19 protein-coding genes, 5 pseudogenes and 1 CRISPR repeat array are annotated in these 26211 nt (G+C 45.1%); of the genes and pseudogenes, 10 read left to right on the top strand and 14 right to left on the bottom strand.

Annotated features, from left to right (window positions below; translation table 11 throughout):
- Nucleotides 1–396: 396 nt before the first annotated feature.
- From cas5d to cas10d, 3 genes are all read right to left on the bottom strand, one after another.
- On the bottom strand, nucleotides 397–1173 hold the full coding sequence (gene cas5d, locus RIB93_RS05775) for a type I-D CRISPR-associated protein Cas5/Csc1 (RefSeq protein WP_446371140.1): 777 nt from the start codon (nucleotides 1171–1173) through the stop codon (nucleotides 397–399).
- On the bottom strand, nucleotides 1174–2175 hold the full coding sequence (gene cas7d, locus RIB93_RS05770; protein WP_446371138.1) for a type I-D CRISPR-associated protein Cas7/Csc2: 1002 nt from the start codon (nucleotides 2173–2175) through the stop codon (nucleotides 1174–1176). It abuts the gene before it with no gap.
- A 330-nt stretch (nucleotides 2176–2505) separates the two neighbouring features.
- Entirely contained in the window at nucleotides 2506–5817 is a 3312-nt protein-coding gene (gene cas10d / locus RIB93_RS05765) for a type I-D CRISPR-associated protein Cas10d/Csc3 (protein WP_446371136.1), read from the bottom strand.
- A 222-nt stretch (nucleotides 5818–6039) separates the two neighbouring features.
- A CRISPR array of direct repeats spans nucleotides 6040–7405; the repeat unit is 37 nt; unit sequence GTTTCAATCTCCTTTGGAGATCTAATGTCATTGGAAC.
- Nucleotides 7406–7799: 394 nt separating this feature from the next.
- Between cas10d and RIB93_RS05760 the strand changes: the two are divergent.
- The 4 genes and pseudogenes from RIB93_RS05760 to RIB93_RS05745 form a co-directional block, all read left to right on the top strand.
- Nucleotides 7800–8129, top strand: a pseudogene (locus RIB93_RS05760) (helix-turn-helix domain-containing protein); the annotation flags it as partial.
- A 165-nt stretch (nucleotides 8130–8294) separates the two neighbouring features.
- Nucleotides 8295–8900, top strand: a complete 606-nt coding sequence (locus tag RIB93_RS05755; protein WP_446371148.1) for a vWA domain-containing protein — start codon at nucleotides 8295–8297, stop codon at nucleotides 8898–8900.
- 120 nt (nucleotides 8901–9020) lie between these two features.
- Nucleotides 9021–9266, top strand: a pseudogene (locus RIB93_RS05750) (hypothetical protein); the annotation flags it as partial.
- A gap of 49 nt (nucleotides 9267–9315) precedes the next feature.
- Nucleotides 9316–10173: a bifunctional class I SAM-dependent methyltransferase/HIT family protein gene (locus RIB93_RS05745; RefSeq protein ID WP_446371134.1), complete on the top strand. Its 858-nt coding sequence runs from the start codon at nucleotides 9316–9318 to the stop codon at nucleotides 10171–10173.
- Between the two features lie 127 nt (nucleotides 10174–10300).
- Here the strand turns inward: RIB93_RS05745 and RIB93_RS05740 are convergent.
- Nucleotides 10301–10486: pseudogene (locus RIB93_RS05740) on the bottom strand (hypothetical protein); the annotation flags it as partial.
- Here RIB93_RS05740 and RIB93_RS05735 point away from each other — a divergent pair.
- Nucleotides 10482–10950, top strand: a pseudogene (locus RIB93_RS05735) (RNA-guided endonuclease InsQ/TnpB family protein); the annotation flags it as partial. The pseudogenes RIB93_RS05740 and RIB93_RS05735 sit on opposite strands and share 5 nt — an antisense overlap.
- Before the next feature lie 15 nt (nucleotides 10951–10965).
- Here the strand turns inward: RIB93_RS05735 and RIB93_RS05730 are convergent.
- The 4 genes from RIB93_RS05730 to RIB93_RS05715 form a co-directional block, all read right to left on the bottom strand.
- Nucleotides 10966–11148 (bottom strand): hypothetical protein, encoded by a 183-nt coding sequence (locus RIB93_RS05730; protein WP_446371150.1) that lies wholly within the window; start codon nucleotides 11146–11148, stop codon nucleotides 10966–10968.
- A 157-nt stretch (nucleotides 11149–11305) separates the two neighbouring features.
- Nucleotides 11306–11800: a hypothetical protein gene (locus RIB93_RS05725; protein ID WP_446371132.1), complete on the bottom strand. Its 495-nt coding sequence runs from the start codon at nucleotides 11798–11800 to the stop codon at nucleotides 11306–11308.
- A gap of 203 nt (nucleotides 11801–12003) precedes the next feature.
- Nucleotides 12004–13440 carry a sodium/glutamate symporter gene (locus RIB93_RS05720; protein ID WP_446371130.1) on the bottom strand — a complete coding sequence of 479 codons (1437 nt, stop codon included), beginning with the start codon at nucleotides 13438–13440 and terminating at the stop codon, nucleotides 12004–12006.
- Between the two features lie 76 nt (nucleotides 13441–13516).
- Nucleotides 13517–14248, bottom strand: a complete 732-nt coding sequence (locus RIB93_RS05715) for an AAA family ATPase (RefSeq protein ID WP_446371128.1) — start codon at nucleotides 14246–14248, stop codon at nucleotides 13517–13519.
- Between the two features lie 553 nt (nucleotides 14249–14801).
- Here RIB93_RS05715 and RIB93_RS05710 point away from each other — a divergent pair.
- The 3 genes from RIB93_RS05710 to RIB93_RS05700 are packed head-to-tail and all read left to right on the top strand — an operon-like array spanning nucleotide 14802 to nucleotide 16668.
- Nucleotides 14802–15002 (top strand): hypothetical protein, encoded by a 201-nt coding sequence (locus RIB93_RS05710; protein WP_006103023.1) that lies wholly within the window; start codon nucleotides 14802–14804, stop codon nucleotides 15000–15002.
- 8 nt (nucleotides 15003–15010) lie between these two features.
- The gene (locus RIB93_RS05705) at nucleotides 15011–15229 is read left to right on the top strand and encodes a PIN domain-containing protein (protein ID WP_446371126.1); all 219 of its coding nucleotides are present in this window, start codon (nucleotides 15011–15013) and stop codon (nucleotides 15227–15229) included.
- 32 nt (nucleotides 15230–15261) lie between these two features.
- The gene (locus tag RIB93_RS05700; protein WP_446371124.1) at nucleotides 15262–16668 is read left to right on the top strand and encodes an AIPR family protein; all 1407 of its coding nucleotides are present in this window, start codon (nucleotides 15262–15264) and stop codon (nucleotides 16666–16668) included.
- 46 nt (nucleotides 16669–16714) lie between these two features.
- Here the strand turns inward: RIB93_RS05700 and recG are convergent, their stop codons facing one another.
- From recG to rpsB, 4 genes are all read right to left on the bottom strand, one after another.
- Nucleotides 16715–19195 carry an ATP-dependent DNA helicase RecG gene (gene recG, locus RIB93_RS05695; protein WP_446371122.1) on the bottom strand — a complete coding sequence of 827 codons (2481 nt, stop codon included), beginning with the start codon at nucleotides 19193–19195 and terminating at the stop codon, nucleotides 16715–16717.
- Between the two features lie 86 nt (nucleotides 19196–19281).
- Entirely contained in the window at nucleotides 19282–20145 is an 864-nt protein-coding gene (locus RIB93_RS05690) for a hypothetical protein (protein WP_446371120.1), read from the bottom strand.
- Nucleotides 20146–20487: 342 nt separating this feature from the next.
- On the bottom strand, nucleotides 20488–21111 hold the full coding sequence (gene tsf, locus RIB93_RS05685) for a translation elongation factor Ts (RefSeq protein ID WP_446371118.1): 624 nt from the start codon (nucleotides 21109–21111) through the stop codon (nucleotides 20488–20490).
- Between the two features lie 184 nt (nucleotides 21112–21295).
- Entirely contained in the window at nucleotides 21296–22162 is an 867-nt protein-coding gene (rpsB, locus tag RIB93_RS05680; protein WP_446371116.1) for a 30S ribosomal protein S2, read from the bottom strand.
- A gap of 360 nt (nucleotides 22163–22522) precedes the next feature.
- Between rpsB and RIB93_RS05675 the strand changes: the two are divergent.
- Both RIB93_RS05675 and RIB93_RS05670 read left to right on the top strand, forming a co-directional pair.
- Nucleotides 22523–23227 (top strand): annotated as a pseudogene (locus RIB93_RS05675) (RNA-guided endonuclease InsQ/TnpB family protein); the annotation flags it as partial.
- A gap of 120 nt (nucleotides 23228–23347) precedes the next feature.
- Nucleotides 23348–24094 carry an aminotransferase class V-fold PLP-dependent enzyme gene (locus tag RIB93_RS05670; RefSeq protein WP_446371114.1) on the top strand — a complete coding sequence of 249 codons (747 nt, stop codon included), beginning with the start codon at nucleotides 23348–23350 and terminating at the stop codon, nucleotides 24092–24094.
- A 382-nt stretch (nucleotides 24095–24476) separates the two neighbouring features.
- On the opposite strand, the gene RIB93_RS05665 is transcribed toward RIB93_RS05670, so the two are convergent.
- Nucleotides 24477–25718 carry a sensor histidine kinase gene (locus RIB93_RS05665; RefSeq protein WP_446371112.1) on the bottom strand — a complete coding sequence of 414 codons (1242 nt, stop codon included), beginning with the start codon at nucleotides 25716–25718 and terminating at the stop codon, nucleotides 24477–24479.
- A gap of 117 nt (nucleotides 25719–25835) precedes the next feature.
- Complete coding sequence (locus tag RIB93_RS05660; protein ID WP_446371110.1) at nucleotides 25836–26036, bottom strand: hypothetical protein; 201 nt, start codon at nucleotides 26034–26036, stop codon at nucleotides 25836–25838.
- Between the last annotated feature and the right edge of the window lie 175 nt (nucleotides 26037–26211).

The raw sequence follows: 26211 nt of genomic DNA, 5'->3' as shown, positions 1-26211 counted from the left end.
TTATCCTTTCGGTTTCACCCGGATGTGATTAAACCCGCCCTGATTCAGGTAGAGGTATTCTGTAGGGGCGGGTTTTACTATTATCCTTTCGGTTTCACCCGGATGGAATTAAACCCGCCCTGATTCAGGTAGAGGTATTCTGTAGGGGCGGGTTTTACTATTATCCTTTCGGTTGCACCCGGATGGAATTAAACCCGCCCAGATTCAGGTAGAGGTATTCTGTAGGGGCGGGTTTTACTATTATCCTTTCGGTTTCACCTAGATGGAATTAAACCCGCCCTGATTCAGGTAGAGGTATTCTGTAGGGGCGGGTTTTACTATTATCCTTTCGGTTTCACCTAGATGGAATTAAACCCGCCCAGATGCTATCGGTAAAGGGCGCACGTCGGTGCGCCCCTACGGTTCCCCGAAATACGCCATATCGGTTGGTAAATACACGCGGGTGGGTTCCTGACTAAATTCGGCTTGGATTAATGCACAGGCTGGGGTAAAAGATGCTGCTTCTATTAGTCGTGTGGGTAAGGCGGAGGCGATTAAGTCAAAGCGTTGGGGTTTGTTGGCTAAATCCGCCCAGTTCAACAGTCCAGTCAGCGATCGCGTTTGCTGTACGATGGTTACGGATTGGGCTAAGGTGAGGCTCATTTTGACTTTGGCGGTGAATTTCCCCAGTCGCAGATACTGGGTGGGGAAGAGGTTCAGTTGCTCATTTTTATGGTAATCCCGCAAATAGTTTACCCCCTGGCTTAAACTATCTCGACAAATTAAATAGCCTGTCGCATTATCCTGGGACATTGCTTTCCCCTGATTCTTGATAACTCCTCCCTGACACCGGGGGCGAAATAGTTTGGCATATCCCCAACTAGGATAACCGGATGACTTTTCTCGCCCTAAATAAAAGGTTTCCCCCATCGTATTAAACTGGGTAATCCGATACCGAGTCACGGGTAAAACTGTGGCGGGTGTGAAATAAAGTCCCGCTTGATTCACCGGGGATAATTGTTCCCGATAGAGGGGTTTTTGCGACGATTGGCGATACTCGGAAACCGCTAATCCCAAGGCATAGGTTAGGGCATAATTATGGATAAACCACCCTGTCTCAAAGACTTTTCCCCGTTCCGTTGTCGCATAGAACAGATAATCCTCAAATTGGAGGCGATAGCGATACACTTCCACTTAATTCCGCCCTCCTGAGTAGGTTCTTGCTGCTGCATCTAAACGGGTGAAGAAGTCTTGACAGGAATCGAGTTGATTATAAATTGAATAGACTTGATTCAGCAATTCCTTAAGTTCCGCCCCTGACATTGCCACACTATGTCCCGGAATTTCTGCCAAAACCTCGGTAAAGACATCCAGAATTGCCCTTTCTGTTCCCTGGGAATTGATAAAATCAGACAGATTTAGGGAATCGGCAATCTGTCCTTGAGGCGCTAATTTATCATAGAGTCGCTGGGTTAAGTCTAAATTTGATAACTTTTCCACCGTCCCGAAACTGATACCCAGAATATGATTGCGAATATACCCCTCCCGATTCGCTTCTGCACCATAACGGGTTGTCTGGAGAATATTGCCTAAAACATAGACGAATTCATCGGTTGTTACATCAACTAAGGTTTCCACACAAGGGAGAAATACCTGGGGAATTAAGGTATCCCGTTCCGCAAACGCTGAACCCGCCACACCGCCTTGGGTTTTATCTTGAATTGCATTCAGTTTAATTTGTTTCTGGAGTTGAGGATATCCCCTTAAGGTAAAGGCGGAATCGGTGAGGAGGCGTGATTTTTGGGACCCTTCGCCTTGAACGGCGGCAAATCCATAGAGGACACAATCGGGACATTCACCACACATTCCTTCCATTAAATAACAGGGTTTGGGCTGTTTAGATTTCTCGCTATCACCGACTAAGCCAAATTGTCGTAATAGGGCTTTGCCTGTACGCCGTTCGGGGGCGATTTGTTTACGTTTAAACATCACTACGCGGTCAACGGTGGTTTGAGCATTTTTACCCCAATAACCGGCTTGTAATTGTTCGGTATCTAGGGCGTCACCTTCGGTGGTGAAGATGGCGTAGGATTTGGTTTCTCGCAGAACTAATATCTGGATGTATTTGTTTTGGCGGAAGTGGGGGATGGATTGATGAAAGTAGCGGGAATACTTGTCTAAGCTGGTTACAGTCATGGGTAATTGTCCTCACGAATGAATAATTTTTTTTTATGTCGGAGTGGTAGGGGCGCAAGGCTTGCGCCCTTGACTTACATGGCTTGCGCCCTTGACTTACATGGGTTGCGCCCTTGACTTACATGGGTTGCGTCCTTGACTTACATGGGTTGCGTCCTTTTATCCTGTTCAGTCGAAACCTGATTAATGATTGCCCCATTTTCCGGGCGACCCGAGTTGATTAAACGGCTGCCAATTGTTGATTGAATTCAGCGGGTCGCCCCTACATCTGATTTTGTCTAATTCCGGGCGACCCGAGTTGATTAAACGGCTGCCAATTGTTGATTGAATTCAGCGGGTCGCCCCTACATCTGATTTAACCTTCCGTTGTTGTTTCTGTTGATTCCATTGCGCCCATTTTGCCGAAAGTTGTTCACTCACATAGAAAAATACTCCATTGGCTAAGTCATTTTCATAGCGACTCAGCCGGGAAAAACTGCGGTGACACCGTTGTTCAAATAAGTCCACGACAATGGTTTGGGCAAATTGACGCGCCCGTTGATTTTTGTCCTCATCTTTAAATATAAAGGGGAAGGAAATCCCGGTATCCAGTCGTTCTAATCGTTTAATTAAGGTTCCGGCAATATGTCCAATCAGTTCTTCCGTTTCTAAGTCCGGCTGACGCGAGACTTTTTTGAGTTCAGTAATCGCGGTTCGATAAATTGTTTCATACCGATTTGCCTTACCCTTGCCATCTTTTGGGGTTCTTGGTAAAAATAACTCCAGGGATTGACTGGCAATGGTTTCGGCTAAGTTTTTTAAGCTCATTCTGTTGGTATTTCCCTCCACAGTTTCAAAGGACTCTAGTAAAATGTGACAAGCTTGTCGAAATACGTCAGGAACATTATGAGTGTTATGGCGATGATAATCGGCAAAAAATCGCGCCCCCGCTAGTTCATTTCGATTCACTTCGGTTAACCGTTGAGCAATGGTACTCTCTTTCTCACTCAGGCTTTCATTGACTACCCACAATGCACAAACTCGATACCAAATTTCATCAATTGGAATCCCTCTTACCTTCAGTTGATTGGATAGGGTTGCAGGGATAGGTTGCTTACTTTTCACGGAATCTGGAAAACCTCTCTCCAAACCTCTCTCCGAACCTCTCCCTAGCCCTCTCCTACAAGGAGAGGGAAGCGGAATATATTTTTTTATTTGGAGAGGCTTTGAATTCTCCCGCTTATCGGTTAAAATTGACCGCAAGGCGGGGTGTTCACTCTCTAAGGCTAAGGCTTCGGTTACTTGGTCTAAATAGGCGACGGGTAAGTAGGGTTTATCGGTTAAATATACCCGCATTCCTAATAAGTCTTGTAAGACTAAGGCGGTCAAAAGTCCCCGCATCCAGAGTTCGGTGGCTTTAATTGATTCACCACTATTATACGCCGAGGCTTCTAGGGTAACTAGGATAAAGTTGCTGGGGAGTTTGGCTGGATTATCAGTGTCATCGTCGGTGTCTAAATCCAGATTATCGCCATCCTCATCATCAAATATACCAAAACTAATAATCCGATCGCCTGCATTCCGTTTCCCTTTTTCTTCTATCCGTTGTGTCTGGCGTGTGGCTTCTTCACTTAATACCTCTACTGTTGTGTCTAACCAGTCTTTTCCTTGTCCTGTATCGGTTAAGTTGTGTTCAGTTAACCAGACTTTAGGAATACTCGGTGTTCCCTTACCATACTGCCGAATTTTAACCGTGGTTCCCCGTTGCAGAATTTGCAGTCTATCTCGCAGTACGTCTAATAGTTCTGGGGTTAATAAGGGATTCGGGAGAATGAAAAAATACAGCCGTTCTGATTTACTAGACTCCGCCCCTGGCGCATACCCTAATCCCGCGAGTTTCCTAACTGTCCATTCCAAATAACATTGGGGACACCAGAGTCGAGAGGTGACATTACGTTTGGGCGTTAAGCGATTGGAAAATTCTTTGAGAGAATCCTCTAAAATATCTTTTTTAATCGTCGCGGCTTTCATCCCTTTGGGAATCACTCGATTACACAGGCTACAGATGGCTTTGGGTGAACCTGTCTTTTTCTTGGCGGTGACGAGGGGTAAGGGATCATCAATTAACTTGTCTGAGTCTATAGACCATGATAGAATTAAAGATTGGTGAATAAAGTTAAATGTATCGTCCTGTAATGCTAATTCATCTTCCACATAATTTAACCGCTTGGTGGGACTATCTAGGGCAATAATCGGAGGGGATAATTGTTGGTGCAATGTATCCAGAATTGTCTCCACGGGCGTCACTAAAGCTGAATCTCCATTCAGGTTAAATTGTGCCAAGTAATGATATGCCATAATCTGGCTAAATTCCGGTGTTCCCGCCCGATTGAAACTAGAGGCAGATTCGGTTAAACTGGTTTGTAAAGAGGGAGACAGTTGTAACTGCTGACTCAGCCAGGAAATCACCTTTACCCAACTCTCATCCGGGGATAAATAAACATCCCGCAATAGGTTCAAAACACCGCCCAAATAACGGTTCACCGCTGCCCATTTTTCAGCAAAATTCGGGTCGCGATCGCGCGTTGGTTCAATGTGAAAGAGTTCCTGAAATTTCTCCTGATCCCCAAAGGCGTCTTTAAAGTAGGAATTAAACCGTTTGTGCAGGATTTCCTGAAACCAACCGGGTTTAACTTTCCCCTGAGAATTAGATTTAAGAAACTCTAACACCTGGGCGGCTGTCCAAAAGGTAAAAACATAGTTCTCAAATCGCTGAGTTTTGCGATTATACTCCGGTTGATTTCCCGGTTTTTCGCCTAACTGTTGCAAGGAATGGTTAAAGGATTGAACCACAGAATTGAGCAACTCATCTCGATTAAAGTCCTGAAGTTCACCCTGACTCAAATACAGCGTCCCATTGGCAAAAAATAAGAGCGGATAGAGATTATACTGAGTTTGTAATGTCTGTGCGATCGCCTGATGGTAAAGATTTGTTGTCAAGCCACGATAATCAGTAATTTTGTGGTAATAAAACTGGAGATGTTTTAACCGCCGCGCCAAGTCTTTCAAGCGATTCTTTAACCCCCTCGTTCCTTCCTCCAGACTTTGAACCGATGCCATGGTATCCGCCAACCGGACTAATTCATACAGTCGCTCATAATCAATCTCCCCCCGACAATGCTTCCTATCGCCATGAGTAGAGTCACTCAAATGTACCATAGCTTCGCGATATTCATAACCATTCAAATCATCCGCACCCAACCAATCCGTTAACCCCACCCGATTAGCAATTGCCAGCATTTGTGCGGGTTGAATCGAGGTATCAGCACGACTCACTTCCCGTACTATCTGCTCATCTTTATGCAAATCATGTAAACTAAATAGCGCACAAACCCGGCGAAACTGGGAAGCGGTGACGGGTTGTGAGAGGAGATGATGGTGATGCAGATAGGTAAGGAGTCGGGATAACGCACTCAACCCGACTAAGACATGGGTTAGCTGCGTGGTGATGAGATAAGGTTCCCCGGTGCGCGAATTGATGAATGGCGTACCATCGGGTTTGGTTCCCCCTTTGGCGAGAGTGCGATGGAATTGCAACCCGGTTCGCAGTTTCGGCGCAATGGCGGGAACGAAGTCTTGGAGAATCGAGGAGAAGTCTGTCATCGGTTCAGATTCAGCAGTAATAGTCTACTCCTTGATTAAATCAATGGGGCTGTAGTGGATTTGACTACAGAACCCAAATCCGATGACAGTATCCTCTTTTGAGGAGGCGATTAAAATCGCTGCTACACACACAAAGTCCGCCTGCGCGGACTGGTTTATAGTCTAAAACGTTGTCTAATGTATTTGGAACCGAACTTGCCTCGACTGATTCAGTCTCGTTAAGTTTCAATCTCCTTTGGAGATCTAATGTATTTGGAACTCTGGGGACAAATGAGATGCGATCGCCTCTTTTAATTCTTCGTTTCAATCTCCTTTGGAGATCTAATGTCATTGGAACCCATCTAGTTGAAGTGACAATTGTACATGATCTTGTTTCAATCTCCTTTGGAGATCTAATGTCATTGGAACGGACAAGCGCTACCTCAAAGAAGAGAAGGAAAGGGAGATACTCGTTTCAATCTCCTTTGGAGATCTAATGTCATTGGAACGGGGATATAGTCACGGGGCGTCAACTGTTCCCCGTGGTTTCAATCTCCTTTGGAGATCTAATGTCATTGGAACATGACCTACCCGACGACTTACGGGCGAAAGTCCATGTTTCAATCTCCTTTGGAGATCTAATGTCATTGGAACCTGCCATTCCAGGCTGGACGGAATTGTTCCCCGTTGTTTCAATCTCCTTTGGAGATCTAATGTCATTGGAACATTAGCCTGATTACCGCTGTTATTCTGGCATTTTTAGCCGTTTCAATCTCCTTTGGAGATCTAATGTCATTGGAACACCGCAGCGTTACCTTGACCAAACAGCACCCAGTCGTTTCAATCTCCTTTGGAGATCTAATGTCATTGGACACGCATGGTCTTAGCGCAACCATCCCAAGCCATCCCCCGTTTCAATCTCCTTTGGAGATCTAATGTCATTGGAACAAGATGCTTGCTCGTCCTGTGGCTGGCTTCCTTCCCGCAGTTTCAATCTCCTTTGGAGATCTAATGTCATTGGAACCTATTATACTAGCCTGTTCCTCTGGCGTTGGCTTGCCAAAGTGTTTCAATCTCCTTTGGAGATCTAATGTCATTGGAACCGGAATGAGTCCGGATAATGAGATAGTCCAAGTCCTGTTTCAATCTCCTTTGGAGATCTAATGTCATTGGAACACAAAGTAAACCCCCCTAGAGTCAGAGTATCTCTCGTTTCAATCTCCTTTGGAGATCTAATGTCATTGGAACAAGCTTTAATCCTTGGGGTCTCAACTTCTTCTAGCGTTTCAATCTCCTTTGGAGATCTAATGTCATTGGAACTAGCTTTTCACCAACGCACCAGGGGGAGGCTCTACGTGTTTCAATCTCCTTTGGAGATCTAATGTCATTGGAACAAGCTTTTGAGTGTTTTGCATCCTTTAACCGTTTGGTTTCAATCTCCTTTGGAGATCTAATGTCATTGGAACGAGCCGATTTTCCCTGGAGGGCGATCGCGATCGCTGTTTCAATCTCCTTTGGAGATCTAATGTCATTGGAACTTTGTCGGAAGATATATTGGCTTATCGCAATATAGTTTCAATCTCCTTTGGAGATCTAATGTCATTGGAACGCCGATCCTCAGAACCCGCTCCCAGAGGTCACTCTAACCACGACTTGCGAGTTAACTGCCTCTGACATCCAATTATACAGCATATCCACCAAAAAACAACAATCCAACATTCTCTCAAAGCCTTACCCAGCAAGCATTACAGATTTTGCGAGACGCTTATTCGAGCCGGAGGGGGGCAAACCCTTATCCGATCAGGGATTCAGCCGCTTTGATCATTCAGCCAAATTCCAGACCCTCGATGACTCGCAAAACCATGATCCTATCGAGGGTTGATGATTAGAATTTGATTCACAGGTAATTTCTAGATATTTCCGGAAAACTACCTCAGATTTATTTTTTCTTCAGACAAAAACTTATGGTTGTATAATAACAGTGTCACATTGAATGGGTGTCAATGTTATTAGGATTCAAAACAGAGCTAAGGCTGAATAACTTGCAGAGGACACTGTTAGCCAAACACGCGGGTACAGCCCGTCACGCCTGGAATTGGGGACTGGGATTAACTAAGCAGATATTAGACCACAATCACGATAACCCATCCGACAAGATTAAGTTTCCCACTGGTATTGACCTCCATAAATGGTTGGTTGCGATGGTGAAGCCCATCTGCCCCTGGTACTACCAGGTGAGTAAATGCGCTCCTCAGTATGCGCTCAGGCAATTGGTTGAGGCTTGGAGGCGAGCATGTAAGAAGACAAGTAAACCTCCACGGTTTAAACGCAAAAGACGGTACGCTATTGAATAACAATAGTTTTGCGATCGCGCCTCCGAACTGACCCACACTCCTTTGTCTCAAGTCTTTAGTGGGTTGCATCAACGACAAAGGACAAAGGACAAAGGACAAATGACAAATGACAAATGACCAATAACAAAGCTTATGGCAGATTCAATTATGGAAAACCGCGACTATACTCTAATCATCGATAAAAGTGGCAGTATGTCAACACCTGACCAACCTGGTGGACAAACCCGTTGGTATACCGCCCAAGAATCAACCCTCGCCCTCGCCCGAAAATGTGAACAGTTTGACCCCGATGGTATCACCGTTTACCTCTTTTCCAGTCGCTTTAAACGCTACGATAGCGTTACCTCAGACAAAGTGGGACAAATCTTCTTAGAAAATGATCCCATGGGGCGGACTGACTTAGCCAGTGTACTTCAGGATGCACTCAATAGCTACTTTCAGCGCAAATCCGCTGGACAAACCAAACCCCAAGGCGAAACCATTTTAGTGATCACCGATGGGGAACCGGATGATCGCAAAGCCGTGATGCGAGTCATTGTGGAAGCATCACGCCACATGGACAAAGATGAAGAATTGGCAATTTCCCTGATTCAAGTGGGTAACGATCCCACAGCCACGCGATTTCTCAAGATTCTCGATGATGAGTTGCAAGGGGCGGGTGCCAAATTTGATATCGTTGACACCGTTACCCTGGATGATATGGCAGATATGACGTTACCTGAAATCTTGTTGAACGCGATTCAGGATTAAACGTTAAGCGGGGTGGGTTTTATAACCTTAACCCCTAAAACCGATGGAACTGACGTAAGACTGGTGGGCGATGCCCACCCTACAGTCTGTTCCCTTGATGAAGAATCAGAGATGTTTGTTATGCCAGATCGAGACTACACCTTAATTATCGACAAAAGCGGCAGCATGTCCACACCGGACCAACCTGGTGGAAAAACCCGTTGGGAAACGGTTCAGGAATCTACCTTAGCTGTCGCCCGAAAATGCGAACAGTTAGATGCGAATGGTATCACCATTTATCTGTTTTCCAGTCGCTTCAAACGGTATGATAATGTCACCTCGGATAAAGTGACTCAAATCTTTCAAGAAAAGTTCGTAGTAGGCACTTTAGTGCCAGAAGCGCTAAAGCGCTTACTACAAACTCTATTCCTGTCCGATGAAAAAGCAAGCCAATAAATTCAGTCATCTCACCGCCAAAGACAGAGTTTATCTCTCCTTTCCCGGACAGATTCTCCTCGAACAAAATCGGCTTCACGGCAAAATTTTAGACTTTGGTTGTGGTTTGGGTAATGATGTCAAACGTCTGCGGCAAAAAGGCTTTGATATTACCGGATATGACCCTTACTATTTCCCCGAATATCCCACTGTTAAATTTGATACTATCCTCTGCTTTTATGTGTTAAATGTTCTCTTTGCTGAAGAACAAGCAACTGTTCTGATGAATGTTTCACATTTATTAAAACCCGGTGGAAAAGCCTATTATGCGGTGAGGCGAGATCTGAAAAAAGAAGGATTTCGAGAACATTATATTCATAAGAAACCGACGTATCAGTGCGTTGTCAAACTCCCATTCCAATCCATTCACCTAGACGAATATTGCGAAATTTACGAATACGTTCATTATAACTATCAACGGCATTCGTCCAATAAATGTATCTTTTGTAACCCTCGCCGAAGTCTGCGAGTCCTAACCGAGTCAGCCACAGCTTATGCTATGTTTGATGGGTATCCAGCCAGTAAAGGTCATGTTCTGGTGATTCCTAAACGTCATGTTGCCAATTATTTTGATTTGGACTTTAAAGAACAATCCGCTTGCTGGTTCATGGTCAACCAAGTCCAAGGGTTTTTAATGGATCAATTTCATCCGGATGGGTTTAATGTGGGATTCAATGTGAATCGAGAGGCGGGACAAAAGATGATGCACACGAGTATTCATGTTATCCCGCGTTACCAAGGAGATGTTATCGGTAAAAAAGGTGGCATCAGATATGCGATTCCTAAACGAAAAATTTAATAATAACGCCGTAGCGGTTAGGATACATCATTTGGTAGAGACGTTGCATGCAACGTCTCTACAACAGTTCGTTTGTCCTAATTGATGTGTCTACTGCTATAGCAAAAAGGGGACAGTTAACTCGGATTTAGTATAACCCACCTGTTTCTTGCAGCGAGTGTAACCGCCAATAAATCCCTTCATGACGCAACAGTTCATCATGACTCCCGATTTCTACAATCTTACCTTGATCCAGTACCACAATTTTATCGGCATCGCGTACCGTACTCAGTCGGTGAGCAATAATAATTGTGGTGCAAGTTCCCTGAATAGATGTTGGTTTAAATCATTTCTACACTGACTCTGATGGCAATAAAGTAGAGAATCCCAGATTTTTGAGGAAAGCGGAACATGGTCAAAAACCATCATTTAGCCAAGTCAATATCTGACGCTAGCTGGACGTTGTTTAGGCAGTGGTTAGAGTATTTTGGCAAGGTATTTGATGTACCAGTGATTGCTGTTGCGCCTCACTACACATCTCAGGACTGCTCCAATTGTGGACAGGAAGTGAAGAAAGCCTTGTCCACTCGCACTCATAAATGTCCGCATTGCGGTTACTTAGATGACCGAGATATCAACGCCGCCATCAACATTTTGATGAAGGCATTACAAGGTCTGGCACAACTACCGAGGGGCACTCGGAAAGTAACGCCTGGGGATGAGATGACCCTCTGCTTGGATGGGGAAACCCAAAAAAGTAAGGTTGCTCGACGAGCCAAGAACCCCCGTCAGCGATGATGGGAATCCCCACCTTCAACGAAGTAAGGGGGGGAGGATGTCAACCAACGGTTGATCGGATAGGACATTAAGAATCTGCCCGATCGCATAAGGTACCACTAAATCAATAATTTCCAATAGACTGGCAGCCGTTATGCTCAAAATCGAGATGCCCCAGTACGGGCGATAATAGGTGAGAATATCTCGAAATGTTACCATGATGCTCCTGATCTAGCCGCACTGGTCTCATCAACCCAGCGGAATTCTATTATCTGGTTGCATAACAATATATTTTTCTATTTATAACGAATAATTAATAAATCCAGCAAAAACTGGATTGGTAATCAAAATTCTCTTGTCCTAATTCCCCATCCCATCAATGGTACATCCGTAGCCGGAGAAGGTAGTGACCCAGGTGCACTTTACCAGACCAGAGTTCATAGTCAAGTTCCAAGCTTTGGGGTAAGGGGTATCCCTCTAGTTTCAGCATCCGGGTATAATTTCGCAGTTGCAACGACTGATGCTTCTTCGTCGCCTTTTCATGAAGCCAATAGCGACTGATACCGTACACCCCCCGTTCCCAACGATGACGATAACTCAAGTTCCCGTTTGCCTGCATGGTCATAATCATCCGGTAGGGGGAAATTTCGAGCCACAGGAGTCGTTGGGGAGTGCGCTTGACGACATCCGTGGCACCCGTTTGGGGAGGGTGTGGGGATTCCCATGCTGGGAGTGGGGGTTCTCTCAGCAGCAAATGAAAGCGATCGCGTTCTTTTTGATACAGCGTAGCCGCCGTTTCGATTGTGAACCAAATCGGCAGATCAGTGGATACAACCGAAAGACAAACAGGTAAGCGGTGATGTGTGAGCATGGATCTTACAAATGTAAAAGCAGACGGATAGCATACTTTCCTACAAACCCCGTGACCGCAATCCGGGACTAAAAAGCCAACTAGATACCTTCTGATTCGTCGATATGCTTATTTTAAGGTAGGTACGATAAAAGTTAACGGTGGAGTAGAGACGTAGCATGCTACGTCTCTACACCCTCCCCCAGCCCCGCCGAATCCTATCCTTACTCAATTCCTTTTTCCGCTTTTCTGGCTCGTCTGGCTTGTTTACCAAATGCGAGAAATCCAAAAATCAGCCAAGCGACGAGAATCCCGCTAGTGAGAAACAAGATGGAATCCAGACCAAATCTAGCAATCAGACTCGGTGCAGCTGCGGTGAATAATCCACCGCCAACAATGGGTTCAAAAAACAACTGTTTGTAGGCAAAACTTTCAAAAGCACCAGAACGATTGTCAGGGTCAACCATTCGCAATAATAAAATACCCGTTGCGGTGACTCCCATGGATTGTCCCAAATCACCTAGCCCCCGTTCAAACCAGTAGGAGGGAATTACACGCGGGGCGAGATATAGGAAGCCAAAAATATTCCAAGTTATCCCAGCGATACTCAGCAGCAGAAAAGAACCAAAGTTTTCTCCGAGTACGGTTAGAGAAATGGTGGCTAAGGCGGTAACGACGACAATATCTAAGGCGACTCCAGCAATATTGTTCATTAAAGGGCGAATAATCAGCGGATGGAGTCCTAACCGTTCCATGAGTAACTGGACAATAATCCCGCCAACTAGCGCCATGGGAAAGAGAGGGACATACGTCATCATTTCAAATCCGCCGACACCCCATGTCACTGACTCGATCCAGACTAATCCTTGCAGAAGTAACCAACCGATCGCGATCGCTAATCCGACAAAGCCAAAGTTCAGCGACAGCGGATCAATTAACATATTCCGCATCAAGCGCGATCGCGCCCTGCGGATTTGCGGGGTTTCACTGTGGGTGTAATCCTCAAACCATTCCGGTTCAGCTACATTTTGCTGAACGCCTTGCACATAGCCTTGGCGTCTCCCCCAATTCGCCAGTACCGTTCCGGTGACAATCCCCGACACAATCCCCACCGTGGCTAATCCGACAGCTAAGTCAGCGCCATCGGGAAACCCCAACTCTTGAAACGTTCCCGCCATCCCTGCGGCTGTACCATGTCCTCCTTCAAAGGCAATTTCAATTAAAGCGGCTGCTGTGGGATCGATTCCAAAGACAGGGATCAGGATTAGCAAGGTGAGTAAAATCCCGACTACATATTGTCCCCACGCCAAACTTTGACCAAATACAACCTGAGGTGCAGCTTTATTCCAGATGTCTCGGGGATGGGGAATCGATTCACCCAGAAACAAGGCGGCGAAGACGATATTGATAAATACCCCAGGAGACTGTGACCACACATCCCGAATGGATTCAGGGAAGACACCATTGGCTAGGGGTGAAGTTGGATTTGCGATCGCACCCAAAACTTGGGGTCCCAACATCAGCGCCACCACACCCGCGACAATGGATTCGGGAATGTAGAGTTTCTGTATCCAACGGATTTTTTGGTGAATGAACCGCCCCACCAGAATCAGGAGTGCAACCAGGATAAAGGCAAACAGGGCATCTTTGAGACTAGACATAACATTTTACTTAATCTATGGGGGGATGCCAGCCAACTTGAACCCAGCGCTGGCGGGCAAGGAATAATGAATCGATTTAAGCACAAAGCCATGACTGTTGCTTGACTGATCGCGGTAATTCCTGCAATAGCTGGGCGAGTCTCCAGCCATTCAGATACTTCCGTAGCTTAGAGACACCAAAATCAAAAGAGATGCGGCTATGATAAGAATCAAGCGTTCTATCTTCAGATAGTTGATCATTCGTTGTCGGTGAAGGTGAGGTATAACCCGCATGGCGAAACTGATCAAACCAGAATAATCCGGGTAATCGGGAAAATAGCGAACGAACCGATGGATCAGTTTTGAGTAGCTGAATCCCATAGTAACGTCCAGCAAATTGACAATACTCTGATGCTGTTCCGGCACTACAATTTTCACCGTCTAAGACTAAATGAACTAACCGACTATTTCCCGGTTCAACAAAGGGTAAATTGGGTTGAGCCTTATGCCATTGATGAGCCAGAGTTTGAGTGATTTCTAGTTCTTCATCGGTGAAGGATATATCGAGTTCAATGCGAGGAGTTCCCCATCGCTGATATCGTTGTGGTAGAAATCCAATCCAGTCGAATTCTGTAACGCGGCGGATTTGTCGGGTGGCTAATGCTAAGGGGAGAGCTATCGCCTGTAATACTGTTGTTTTACCGGTGCCATTGTCGCCGAGGATTAAAAATTGATCACTAACTTCATCAAGGACTTTATTCTTAAACTCAATTTTGATTTCTTGATCAAATAGCTTGAAGTTTTGAATAGAAATGGACTCTACTTTCATAACGGTTATGTTGTTCGGTTTGTAGTTGCGCTTTAGCGCCATAAACCTGGAGGGGTGACATAAGCTAAGGTTATGGTTATTTTATCTCAGTCTCACTCATTCCTCCTCAGCCGATTCCTCAGAGATACACTCTAAGTATGTATAGCAACCGCCATAGCGGTTAGGACACATCATTTATGTAGAGACGCGCCATGGCGCGTCTCTACAATGATGCCGAAAGTCCTAATCGATGTGTCTACTGCTATACAGCTATGCTACCCGACGAAAATTGTCCAAGCGTGCAGTTTAAGCAAAAATGAGTATAAATCAGGGGGTTTGCTGCTGTCGTGCGATCGCGCATCTACCAACTGACCTTTTGGCTGTGTCACAATTAACCCAAGTCTTTCAATTGACTCAAATCTGATTGGGGCAGTAGGATAGACGTAGTTGGATGCTCGGAACAGATAGATAAATCGAGAGGTTAGTAACAGTTAGCACAGATGGATTAAAAAGCGCTATTGCTTTTTGGTGAAACGGCATCCGTTTACTTTTGAACTAGAGGAGATGTTAATCAATGAGTGAGTATGTTTTAGCACGGATTGAAGCCATCCAACAAGAATTGGAAGCTTTAAGACAACTTGTGGCTCATCAAGTTCAGAATACCAAGCGTCAAACTCATTTAAAAGGATTATGGAAAGATGTTGAGATCACAGATAAGGATATAGAAGCGGCAAAACAAGCTGTTTTTCGGGATGCCTATAATTGGCAAGATTGAGGTAAAAAATGGATACCTATGTAGTAGATACTCATGTCCTGGTATGGTTTCTTACTGAGGATAAACGTTTATCGCCCATGGCTGATCAGATTCTTACCCAGGCTGAAGCAGGCGAAGTTCAAATTTTTGTTCCTACTCTAGTTCTAGCGGAAATCACTCATATTGCTCAGAAGAATAGAGTAGCAGTGACAATCCATCAAGTGTTCAAAGAGAAAATAAAACTTTAGGCGATAGTCAACTCAAAGAGTTTATTGGAAGCTTGAACCAATTAACCACAGAGCAAGGATTAGAATCGCTGGGTTCGACGAGTAACCAGCAGCTTAAAAATTTGCTTATTGAACATAAAGATGTTTTAGATTCATCAGGATATTCAATACGTGGAATTTTTGTGACTAATGCAGACAAAGATTCTAATGCTGATAGCTTGATTGATGCTACTGCTTCATCCGTTAAACTGGAAGTTTGGGATAAATCTTTCATTTCTCAAATGTATGTGGCGAGTGACAAAGCAATTCGGGCGACATCAGAGCTATCTTTTGATGTTTTTGGTTTAGACTATGCCGAGTACAATGTTGATAATGAAGCTAAGGTTGTAATAGCTCCTTTGTCTGCAACAGATTTAGTAAAAATGGAGGGAATACATAATCAACAAATTTTTGATTGGAATTTAAGAAAAAGTCTAGGGAGAACAAAAGTAAATAAAGATATTTTAAAAAGTATTGACAATAAATCAGAGCATAACCTATTTTTGCTATATCACAACGGAATAACTATTGTTTGTAATCAATTAGATACTTCGGAAGATGGCAAAATAAAGATTGCAGATTATGCCGTTGTAAATGGATGTCAAAGCTTATCTTGTCTTTATGACAAAAAGAATCATGTTACTAAAGACTTACGAATATTAACCCGTATAATTGAGGTAGAATCTAATTCTGAGCTAATCCCTAAAATTACGTATAACAGCAATAATCAAAATGGAATTAAAGTAAGAGATTTTCGTTCAAATACGGCAACTCAGGTCAGAATTCAACGAGAGATAGATGAAAACTATCCGCAATACTTTTATCAGATTAAATCTGGAGAGGTTTCTAAAAATCGCACCGTTATAGATAATAAGATTGCAGGACAAATTTTGCTCACCTTTGATAAAAGAGAGCCTTGGTCTATTCAAAGCAACAATAAAATATTTGATGAGTTATATCAAACTATATTTGCACGTCCAGAAGTAACTGGTGGGAGAATCGTTACACTTTTTAAAGTATATAACGAAATCCAGAAAGACTTGGGTGAAATTAAGCCAGAGTTATTTAGCAGGTATCAGGTTACTAAATTTATTCTCCTTTATCTACTTGGAGAAGCTTTATCAACTGATGAAGTTGGTAAGCAGTTCTGTAAAAAACCAGAATCTTTTTGTCAAACTCCTTTTGATGAAGTCAATTTATTCAAATGTATTCATTTAATACTGAAGGATATAATAATTGATTTAAATGCCGAATTTGAAGACAGAGGGAATGAAAACTTTGATATTAAAAAAACATTTAAGTCAGCAAATTCACTCAAAGAACTAGCGAAAGAAGTATTGACAGCTTATAAAAAACTTGTCAATCGTGGACGAGTGGCTTCATTTTCTCAGCTATTGGAGAACGAAAGTCAGCCTCAATGATGTGAGCGGCTTGTCACCTCTTCAGGTTAGCGACATTCATCCTCACTCAGGTTAAAATCGCTCCACCCATTAACTTAGAATACCGATAATCTAACTCCGCCTTAATTAACGGCAAATTCTCCAACGCCTTATCCTCCAGCACAATCTTCTCCGCCGCATCTCTTGCCAAATTCAACACCTCTTGATCCTCAACTAAACTGGCTAAAGCAAAATCCGCCAACCCTGACTGACGCCGCCCTAAAACCTCCCCAGGACCCCGAAACCGCATATCCATCTCCGAGATAAAAAAGCCATCTTGAGACTGTTCCAACACCCCCAAACGCTGACGCGCGGTATCGGTTTTTGACCCACTCATTAATAAACAATAGGATTGATGTGAACCGCGTCCCACCCGCCCCCGTAATTGGTGCAACTGCGACAAGCCAAACCGTTCCGCATTTTCAATCATCATCACCGTCGCATTGGGAACATCTACCCCTACCTCAATTACTGTTGTTGAAACAATAATTTGTGTCTGATTATCCCGAAACGCATTCAGCGCCTCATCCTTTTCCGCCGAACTCATCCGCCCATGTAACAATCCCACCTGAAATTGTGGGAAAATACTTTCAGAGAGTCGCTGATGTTCCTCTACTGCCGATCGCACATCTAATTTCTCTGATTCTTCAATTAACGGTAGGACTATATACACCTGACGCCCTTGGGCGATTTCCCGCCGCATCAAGTCATAGGCGTTTTGGCGTTCCTTCCCCGTTAATACCGACGTGTGAATGTTTTGACGCCCTGGCGGTAATTCATCAATTTGACTCACATCCAAATCCCCGTGCAAAGTTAACGCCAAGGTTCGCGGAATTGGCGTCGCTGTCAGGGTTAACACATGAGGCGATTGTCCCTTTTGTTGCAACTGCGCCCGTTGTTCTACACCAAACCGATGCTGTTCATCAATCACCACTAATCCTAAGCGTTGAAAATTCACTGGGTCCTGAATTAACGCATGAGTTCCTACCAATAAAGGTAATTCCCCAGTTTCCAACTGAGAATGGATTTCCCGGCGCTTCTTTACCTTCACCGAACCCGTTAGTAATTCCACGGGAAGATGGAGTAAATTAAACCAACTGACTAACTTACGATAATGCTGTTCTGCTAATACTTCCGTTGGTGCCATTAACGCGGCTTGATACCCCGATTGAATCGCCGCCAAAATTGCCAGCACCGCCACCACGGTTTTCCCGGAACCCACATCCCCTTGAACTAACCGATTCATCGGCGTGGGTTGTTGTAAATCATTGAGAATATCGTTGACCACCCGTTTTTGGGCAGAGGTGAGGTCAAAGGGTAGCAGGTGATAAAATTGATCAACCAGTTTCCCCGTGGGCGCGAGAATAGCACTGGATTGCTGTTGCTGCTGCATTTTCCGCCGCTGGAGAAATCCTAATTGTAAATAGAAGAACTCATCAAACACCAAACGGCGTCTAGCACGGCTGAGGGTATCCGTATCTGTGGGAAAATGGAGATTCGCGATCGCGTCACTGACTCCCATCAAATCATACTGCTGGCGCATCCCCTTGGGCAACGGCTCTTGCAATTGATTCACCGCAGGTAACGCCGCCATCACCGCTTGTCTCACCCAATCGGCGGGAACCCCTTCGGTCAACGGATAAACGGGCATCACCCGACCAATTTTTAAAGAATCAATACTCCCCCCCAAATGGTCTAAAACCTCAATTTCCGGGGTATCCAGAGTAATCCCATACTTATTCTTTTTCACCAACCCCGACGCCGCCACAATTGCCCCCGTTGGATAGCGACGTTTTTGTTGTTCTTGCCATCCCCGATGATTGAAACGATTCCCGGCAAAGAAGCGATTCAGTTTCAGTTGACCCGTACTATCTTTAATTAATAACTCAAAAATCGATAACTTTTTATTCCGAGGACTGGTAAAACAGTTACAACGCTTCACCGTACCCACTACCGTTACCGTCTCCCCGGCGACTAACTCTTTAATATTCACCTGACGGGCATAATCAATATGATCCCTCGGATAATAGTAGAGCATATCTCGCACCGTATATACTCCCAAACGCCCTAAATAATCACTGCGGCGACGACCAATATCGGGTAACTCGGACAACGGTGAGTCCAGGGTAAAATTAACGTTTAATTTGGAGGTTTCCGCCACCAGAGGCGTAGTCTGGGGAGATTTAACCATCGATGTTTGAGGCGGATGAGTCTTTTCCCATTCCCGGCGCTGAAGTTCCTGTTGCAGCTTGTTGAGGAACTGTTGCGTATCTACCACCAGATGTTGACGCGCTTCTACCGTCTGATGATGATAACGTTCAAACTCAGCCGCAATTGACTGCCATTTGCGTCGTTCCACCGGGAGAAGTCCGTTGGGTGTCTTGCCCAAACTGAGGCAAAGAAACTCACTAAAACGATACTGATTTCCCTGTAAATCAGTAAAGCCATTTTCGGCTTCCACCGCTAGCGCTTTTTGCAATCGTGTCCAATCTGGAAATTCTGTACTCACAATCTCTGATGATTAATAAGCTTTTTTCTTCACTATTGCCTATTGCCTATTGCCTATTGCCTATTGCCTATTGCCTAGCGCTATAACTAATCCTCAAACCAACTCGCCCGCCATGCTGCTTCGGCTTGAACTACTGCCCACTCCCGTTGTTTTTTACGATATTGTCGCTGAAATTTAGTGGTATGGGCAAGCAGGTTACGGATTTGATTCCGCACTTTGACCAATTGCGGTTCTGTAAACTCAATTTCGGATAGGCGCAGGTTAACCGCAATAATTCTGGTTAGGGTTGAATCATCGTCATCCTCCGGCGTTTGGGTTTCGACTAAAAGGTTGAGTAGATTTGAACCCGGACTGCTTTCACCCGCCGCATCCGCTTTGGTTGCCGCTTCCAGGACAGTTGGGGGTAGTTTATCAGGAATAATACCCTCTTGTTGTAAAAGATGATTCGTCTCCACGGAAACCGTTTGCAAGGTGAGAGCAATTTGGTCTTCGAGCATCTCTTGCCACTGTAGCAGTTGATCCGGCAGAATCGGTTTTTGGGGGGTGAGGGCTGAATCGGGAGATGGATTCGTCGTCGTTTCCGCCGAGGATTCCGTTGACTCCATCAGCGGTTCTAACTCCTCATCCTCGTCTTCTAGTTCATCGTCCAGGCTTAAGGATAGGTCTTGAGGAAGCTGTAGGTGTAAAAGTAACTCGTCTTGTCCTTCCTTGCCAATCTGACGCAAGGCTTGCTGTAAATTTTGGCGCTGATTGAAGGACAAACTTAAAAAGGCGTCGGGATAGCCTTGAGTACACACCTGATAACCTGCCAGCATTAACTGTTTTTGCACGGTTTGCCCCAACACGGTCAAATAGGTGGCGTAACTGTCGTGAAGTTGGGAAGCCAGATGTGCGATCGCTCCCTCCATCTTACCTAAGTCCTGCTCAATGCGTTCAATTGCGCTCACCATTATCTGCTACTACTCCCGATAGGTCTCCTTTTTACCAAAAAACGTAGTGGCGTGGCACACCTTAATTGGTTGATTAGCATTGTAGGGGCGCACCGACGTGCGCCCGATTTAACGATACGATTTAACGATAAATCTATCCCACAATTTTAGCTGTGTCAGTCCAGTAGGGTGGGTTAGGCGGACTTTCATTAAAGCGGTACCCATTTAATTAACTATCCGCCGTAACCCACCACTGTTAACGTTCTTGGGTGTATTTTTCTTAAATCGGAAGTTAAATTTTCTCCGATAACTAAGGGCGCACGCCATGCGCCCCTACAATAAACGGCTTCAGCGACGCGACATTTAGTCTGATGATTCCGATTCAATCCCCTCACCCAGAACATAGCGGGTAAAGCGACGCACCTGGATATTTTCTCCTAACAGCGCAACGGTTTCTTTGACCAACTCTTCCACAGATTTGCTTTGATCTCGGATATAAGGTTGATCCATTAATGATAATTCCTTCAACCGTTTCTCAATCCGCCCCTGAACAATCTTCTCTTTAATATTGTCCGGTTTCTTCGCTAGGTCATCACGCCCCATTTCAATTTCTTTTTCTCGTTGGGTAATAGCGGCGGGAATATCCTCCACAGAAACATACTCGACATTCGGACAAGCTGCCACTTGCATCGCGATATCCTTGACTAAGGCTTGGAATTCCTCGCGACGAGCCACAAAATCCGTCTCGCAGTTGACCTCCACTAAGACACCAACTCGTCCCCCAGTGTGGATATAGCTACCCACAATTCCTTCAGCCGCCATCCGACCGGATTTTTTCTCAGCTGAGGCAATTCCTTTCTGACGCAGCCATTCGATGGCTTTGTTCATATCGCCCTCATTTTCTTTGAGGGCTTTTTTGCAGTCCATCATACCTGCGCCAGTTTTTTCCCGTAACTCTTTGACGAGTTTTGCTGATATTTCCGCCATCTTGCCTTTATTCCTCCTTTGTTTTTGTCGTGTTAACGATTAGCACTATCTTGGAACAAATCGGACAAAAACCGGAGCAAATCGGTAAGTCTAACCATTACTCCGGTTTGGTAACTACTCAGTGCCACTGAACAACGGACAGATAACCCCAGTGTATCGGGTGAGCCTGAAAATGCATCGCCGCTTATTCTTCGCTGTTCTGGCTTTCCTCAGCACTGTTCTGGCTTTCCTCAGCGCTGTTCTGGCTTTCCTCGGCGCTGTTCTGGCTTTCCTCGTCTGACTCAAAGGAGTCCATATCTTCCTCGCTGTATTCGTCTTCCATCTCCTCGATGGCTTGGGCAAACTCTTGCTCGTCCTCTGTTTCCAGTTCCCCGTGACGCCCTTCATAGATGGCATCGGCTAACTTACCAATGATCAGTTTAATTGACCGAATCGCATCGTCATTGGCGGGAATCGGAATATCCACCACATCCGGGTCACAGTTCGTATCCAGCATCGATACCACGGGAATGCTGAGTTTTTCGCACTCTTTGATGGCATTGTATTCCCGGCGCTGGTCAATAATCACCACAATGTCGGGGATGCGCCGCATCATTTTGATGCCACCGAGATATTTTTGCAACTTGCCCAGTTCCCGGCGCAGTACGGCGGCTTCTTTTTTCGGCAAGAGGTCAAGGGCACCACTTTCTTCCCGGCGTTCCAGTTCTTTTAATCGTTCAACCCGCCCTTTAATGGTTTCCCAGTTGGTTAACATTCCTCCCAACCAGCGTTGGTTGACGTAGTACGCACCACAACGACTGGCTTCTTGGGCAATAATTCCGGCGGCTTGCCGCTTGGTACCGACAAACAGACAGCGTTTTCCTTGTTCGGTGGCGATTCGCATGTAGCTGTAGGCTTCTTCCATCAGCTGGGCAGTTTGCACCAAGTCAATGATATGAACACCATTTCGGGCAGTATAAATGTACTGATCCATGCGGGGATTCCAACGGCGGGTCTGATGACCGAAGTGAACCCCGGCTTCCATCATTTGAGCCAAAGAGACGACTGGCATAATTAATTTAAACTCCTTATTCGGGTTTATCCTCCATTCAGGCGGATTTCCTGGTGGGAAACACCCGAAATCCTGAATGTGCGATTTTTGACAACCTTTCTAAGGTAACATAAATAGTCGGACAAAATTAAAGTTGACGGTTGAGAGTGGGGAATGGGGAATGGGGAACAGGGAAAAGTAGGGATTTGATGCTTGTTCAAATTTCTTAGTGAAGCGGACAGAATTGAATGCCCAGGTACTTTTTTGCTCATGACCGAATATTTGGGTCTCAAGCCTCGTCCTTCGACACGCTCAGGAACACCTTCCAGGACGACTTTTTCTGTGTTACCATGTTGATGTCGAGTTGTTGTTCCACGTCAGATGTTAGTCTTCGAGTTCAAGGCTAAAGGAAAGACAACTCAATACTCAGCGATTGATGAAGCGATTCAAACCGCTCAATTTGTCCGCAACAAATGCATCCGTTACTGGATGGACAACCAAAACATAGGACAAAAGGATCTGTATCGTTATAACACGTCGCTTAGGGCTGAATTTCCCTTTGTCAAGGACTTGAATTCTCATGCTTGTCAAACGGCTGTAGAAAGAGCTTATTCATCAATTGCTCGATTCTATAGCAATTGCAAAAAGCAGATTCCTGGCAAAAAAGGCTATCCACAGTTTAAGAAAAACTGCCGTTCAGTTGAATACAAAACTAGCGGCTGGAAACTTTCTGAGACTCGAAAACAAATAACCTTCACAGATAAAAAAGGAATTGGCAAACTCAAGCTCAAAGGGACGTGGGACTTAAATTTCTATCAACTCGCTCAGATAAAGCGGGTGCGGTTAGTCCGTCGCGCCGATGGCTACTACGTTCAATTCTTGGTTCAATTCTTGGTCAATGCCGAGAATAAAGTAGAGAGTCAGCCGACAGGGAAAGCCATTGGGTTGGATGTAGGACTCAAAGAGTTCTATACCGATAGCAATGGGCATCAAGAACCCAATCCCCGATTTTACCGGGAAGGCGAGAAGCGTCTAAGATTCCTAGCTAGACGAGTTTCACGCAAAAAGAAAGGCTCGTCGGAACAGTGATGTTGAATCCGAACGCTTTGGGAGATTCGACCTCTACTTTGATTGGAGAAATCCTATCAAGGCAAGTTGAGTCGTTGAACAAAGAATCCCCGCACTTATAGGGTGGGGAGTGTCAAATTGGATTGGCAACGCGCCCGTCAAGACACACCGGGCTGTAAGACGGTTTTACATTTTAATAATGCGGGTGCAGCATTAATGCCGCAGCCGGTTTTAGATGCCGTTGTCGGGCATTTACAATTAGAAGCCCAAATCGGAGGCTATGAAGCGGCAGCACAGCAAGTTGAGGCAGTGGAACGGGTGTATGATGCCGTGGCGACACTGTTAGGCTGTCAGCGGCAGGAGGTTGCCCTGATTGAGAATGCCACCAGAGCCTGGGATATGGGGTTTTATAGCATACCGTTTCAGAAAGGCGATCGCATCCTTACGGGCGTATCAGAATATGGTAGTAATTTCATTGCGTTTCTGCAAGTTGCTCGCAAGACAGGGGCAACTATTGAGGTGATTCCCAATGATGAATTTGGGCAAATTTCTATTCCTAAATTACGCCAAGCGATTGAGCATCGGATTCGTCATTTGGCGGAACGATTACGTGACCAACTGAGTGATATTGATGGGGTGAAGGTTCAGGATTTAGGGCAGAAAAAATGCGGGATTGTTAGCTTTACGGTTGCGGGAAAAGAACCCAGTGAAATTAAGCAGTTACTGAGTGAAAAAAAGATTAATCTATCGGTTTCTTCCGCCCAAGGCACGCGATTAGATATGGACGCACGCGGGTTGGCGTCTGTTTTAAGGGCTTCTGTTCATTATTACAACACCGAAGCCGAAGTTGAGCGATTTAGTACAACATTGGCATCTTTGGTTTGACAGGGAACGGGGAATGGAGACACCTACCCCCCAATTCCTCTGCGAACCTCTGCGTTAACCTCTGCGTCCTCTGCGTTAAAAAAATACAATTTGCAACCAGACAAATTATCACACAATTGCCGTAAAATTATTACCAAACTGTAGGGTGCGTTAGCAAAGCGTAACGCACCATTAGATTTCATATCACTGACAATTTAGTTTGAGTAAAGGGCGACCCGATACAATTGAGTGGATAGGTGGTGTTCATTGATGCAGGCGGGTCGCCCCTACGGTATATTTATTCCTGTGGATTGCCCAGACAGGGTTTCTATAGGTGTTGGTTTGTGGGATCTCGGATACCCCCGCTCCCCCTCACCACAACACTTATTCAGCAGTACCCTACCTACTCCCCCTGTTTCCCCGCCTCCGGAGTTAATAACGCTGGAATCGTGAAATAAAAGGTTGTTCCAACTCCCGGAGATGATTCAACCCAAATTTGTCCGCCGTGATGTTCCACAATTTTCTGACAAATCGATAAACCAATTCCTGTACCTGGATATTCTTCATTGGTGTGTAGACGTTGGAATACCTTAAAAATTCGTTCAAAATACGCCGCTTCCACACCAATCCCATTATCCTCAACCCGAAACACCCATTCATTCACCGCAGTGGGTTCTGACGTACTCGGCAATACCATAGCGAATTCATCACTCAATGAAGACGTTTTTTGGCGCAATTCTGCCGCAATTTTAATCTCCGGTGCAACTTCCGGGGAGCAAAATTTGAGGGCATTACTGATTAAGTTTTGAAACAGTTGTACCAGTTGGATGCCATCTGCCATGACGATGGGTAAATGTTCGCAGGTAATCACAGCACCCTGCTCTTGAATCACACTGTCTAAATTCGCCAAAACAGACTCAACCACCTGATTACAGTCGGTGGGTTCAAATTCTTCTCCCTGAGTCTCGACTCGTGAATAATTCAGCAAATCTTGAATTAGCTGTTCCATGCGATCGCCTGCTTCTAAAATTCGATTCATGTAGTGAGCGGCTTTATCATCCAACAAACTCTGGTATTTTTGGCAAAAAAGCTGACCAAACGCTTTCATCGTTTGCAGGGGCGATCGCAAATCATGAGAGGCGATGCGGGCAAATTCTTCCAAGTCCTGATTTGAGCGGATTAGCTCTGCGTTAAGCTGCTGAAGTTGTTGATTTTGGTACTGCAATTGCTGATTTTGCTCAACAATATGCTGTTGCTGGCGGACAATCGTCAGTTGGTTATTCACCCGCGATAACACTTCTTTCACATGAAAGGGTTTGGTAATATAGTCTGCCCCCCCCACGTCAAAGGCTTTTACTTTATCCCATTCATTATCCAATGCGCTCAAAAAAATGACGGGAATGTGCTGGGTGCGTTCCTCGGATTTTAAGTGCTGGCACAGTTCATACCCATCCATTTGAGGCATCATAATATCCAGCAAAATGAGCTGCGGTAAAGCCTTTTCGATCCCCATTAATGCCATCTTTGCACTAATGGCATTTCTTACCCGATATCCTGCCTCGGTTAGAGTTGTCGATAACAAACGCAGATTGTTAGGCTGATCATCAACAATTAAGACATAGCCGGGATTCTTTGGGTTACTCATGGTAAAAGGGTTGCGTCAGGTTCAGTAGGGTGATCAAACCGAAACTCATTAACCATAAGGGCAAGGGCTGCAGCTAAGGAGCGTTAGATGCCGAAATTTGCTCAATGAGTTGGTTCATCATACAAGACTGCTAGCTGCTTGATGGAGTTGTATGATCCACTCACTTGGCATTATCGCTAAATGTTCTGGTGTCAGCAACAATGGACAGGTTTTTTCCTCGGATAGGGAGATTGAAGGAGTGAACTCATAGCGATAGCGTACACCTAAATAGTCAGCCATCTGGGTGAAGATGGTTTCCTCCCGAAACGGTTTAATCACTACATCATTAAGCTATGTAAAATAGCGAGGGAGACGCTCGTCCTAAGCTGTCATGCATTTAAATGGGGTATTAGTAGCGAGCAAGATGCAAAGCCTGCGGCATGGCTTCGCTAAACGCACTACAAGGATGAGAGCAATTATTGACACCTACGGCGAGAGAGTCAGGAAAAATGTA

Source organism: Coleofasciculus sp. D1-CHI-01, from assembly GCF_040218875.1.
Lineage (GTDB): Bacteria > Cyanobacteriota > Cyanobacteriia > Cyanobacteriales > Coleofasciculaceae > Coleofasciculus.
The sequence above is the reverse complement of the archived record's forward strand: the minus strand, read 5'-3'. Positions and strand labels throughout refer to the sequence as shown.

Bases quoted from the DNA above. Each gene is read 5' to 3' on its own strand.
- cas7d (WP_446371138.1), bottom strand. From the start codon at position 2,175: ATGACTGTAACCAGCTTAGACAAGTATTCCCGCTACTTTCATCAATCC.
- cas10d (WP_446371136.1), bottom strand. From the start codon at position 5,817: ATGACAGACTTCTCCTCGATTCTCCAAGACTTCGTTCCCGCCATTGCG.
- RIB93_RS05745 (WP_446371134.1), top strand. From the start codon at position 9,316: ATGAAAAAGCAAGCCAATAAATTCAGTCATCTCACCGCCAAAGACAGA.
- RIB93_RS05730 (WP_446371150.1), bottom strand. From the start codon at position 11,148: ATGGTAACATTTCGAGATATTCTCACCTATTATCGCCCGTACTGGGGC.
- RIB93_RS05725 (WP_446371132.1), bottom strand. From the start codon at position 11,800: ATGCTCACACATCACCGCTTACCTGTTTGTCTTTCGGTTGTATCCACT.
- RIB93_RS05720 (WP_446371130.1), bottom strand. From the start codon at position 13,440: ATGTCTAGTCTCAAAGATGCCCTGTTTGCCTTTATCCTGGTTGCACTC.
- RIB93_RS05715 (WP_446371128.1), bottom strand. From the start codon at position 14,248: ATGAAAGTAGAGTCCATTTCTATTCAAAACTTCAAGCTATTTGATCAA.
- RIB93_RS05710 (WP_006103023.1), top strand. From the start codon at position 14,802: ATGAGTGAGTATGTTTTAGCACGGATTGAAGCCATCCAACAAGAATTG.
- RIB93_RS05705 (WP_446371126.1), top strand. From the start codon at position 15,011: ATGGATACCTATGTAGTAGATACTCATGTCCTGGTATGGTTTCTTACT.
- RIB93_RS05690 (WP_446371120.1), bottom strand. From the start codon at position 20,145: ATGGTGAGCGCAATTGAACGCATTGAGCAGGACTTAGGTAAGATGGAG.
- tsf (WP_446371118.1), bottom strand. From the start codon at position 21,111: ATGGCGGAAATATCAGCAAAACTCGTCAAAGAGTTACGGGAAAAAACT.
- rpsB (WP_446371116.1), bottom strand. From the start codon at position 22,162: ATGCCAGTCGTCTCTTTGGCTCAAATGATGGAAGCCGGGGTTCACTTC.
- RIB93_RS05665 (WP_446371112.1), bottom strand. From the start codon at position 25,718: ATGAGTAACCCAAAGAATCCCGGCTATGTCTTAATTGTTGATGATCAG.